Here is a 1677-nt window from a genome sequence, read left to right as displayed (position 1 = left end):
TTCACAGAGAAGGGTTCTGTATCCGTCCAAATCAAGAAAGTGCTGACGAACGTGAACTACACGGGTGTCGATTATTGGCTAGAGATTTCGGTTACGGATACGGGAATTGGCATTCCAAAAGAAACACATGCCCTGATCTTTGAAGCATTCCAACAAGGAGAAGGAGCTACGAGCAGAAAATATGGCGGTACAGGTCTAGGGTTGTCCATCAGCACTGAATTTGCAAAACTTTTAGGTGGCAGAATCCAGCTTGATAGTGAAGAAGGAAAAGGAAGTACGTTCGCTCTTCTCATTCCGAGTATTACCGAAGAAAGTATCTCCCGTGAAACATTTTTACAAGCATCCGCAGAAGTAGCAGCAACTCTTGAACAGTCTAATTCAGCAATAGCGGCAGTTCCGGAAGTGGAACATACCAAGTCAAATGAAGAATTGGCCGATGAAAATAATGTTTTCTATGGCAAGACGGTTCTAATCACCGATGATGATCACCGTAATATTTTTGCATTAAGAAGAGCTCTTGAAAGTAAAGGGATGAAGATCCTGATTGCGAATAATGGCCTTGAATGCCTGGATGTACTAGACAAAAATAAAGGGATAGACCTCATTTTGATGGATATCATGATGCCTGAGATGGATGGTTACGAAACGATGAAGCGGATTCGTGACATAAAAGAATTTGCGGATCTTCCGATTATCTCCCTGACTGCAAAGGCGATGAAAGATGACCGGAAAAAATGCCTGGAATCAGGTGCGTCAGACTATATTAGCAAACCATTGAAATTGGAACAGCTGTTTTCCGTGATGCATGTTTGGATGACAAAGTAAGTGATTTACGGTAAGTGTGCAAAATCAAGTCCATGAACTATAAGACCTAGGATGATAAGTATATTTTGATTCTTTTTCTCTCGCTTTTACCGATAATTTGCATATATTTTAAGTTGTATTTTGCAAATATAACTTAAAAAACCGAGCTACCTTCACACGAGAAGATGGAAGGATTCAGCTAAATGAGACAAGGAAAAAACACGCCCTGAGTCGTATTTATACAATATGATTCTTAGGAGGGTGTTTAGCCAAAACCGAGCGGTAAGAGCAGAAAATGGATTATTATTGATGGCACAAAATGCAAATAGGAAAGTCAACTCAAAAAAAGCCCTGAATGTTCTACCTAGCGTAGAACATTCAGGGCTTTTTATTCCGGGAAATTGTATTAGAGTATTTGCGTTTGCGGCATAACCGTTAGATATGCGTCTAACAATAGGGGGCACTTCATTTACTGTGGGAGGCTTTTCTTTGTACTGGAAGGTTCAATTCATGCATCCTATTTCAACGAAAGATATTTTTATGGCTCCGGGTGATGGGTGCAAAAATGCAGATTGATGTTGCCAGAAGCTACCGCTCGGCTCTCTGGATCATTTATTGAACAGGGGCTCACGTAAAACTGAATTCTCATAAATTATGGATAAATTATAGATTATATGGAAAAAGCTTATCACTTTCTCTGTGGTGATTGACTATTGACTTGCTGAAACATATCGTTAATGTGAAGAAAAATAGAAGAAGGAGATTGTACATGAAAACGGCTATAGGCAAGATATAAGGATTATAGCGATTGAAATATGTACAAGAGGTGAAGTCGTCCTAGCACCGGATGGTTCCGATACCGATAGATTGACT

General features: G+C 39.8%; 1 protein-coding gene. It reads left to right on the top strand.

Annotated elements, in window-relative coordinates:
- A partial coding sequence (locus tag CVN76_RS21280) for an ATP-binding response regulator (RefSeq protein ID WP_157805741.1) occupies window positions 1-825 on the top strand: 825 nt, incomplete at its 5' end.
- Between the last annotated feature and the right edge of the window lie 852 nt (window positions 826-1677).

The sequence above is a fragment of the Bacillus sp. mrc49 genome (assembly GCF_002803435.1).
This window is presented reverse-complemented; position numbering and strand designations above follow the sequence as displayed.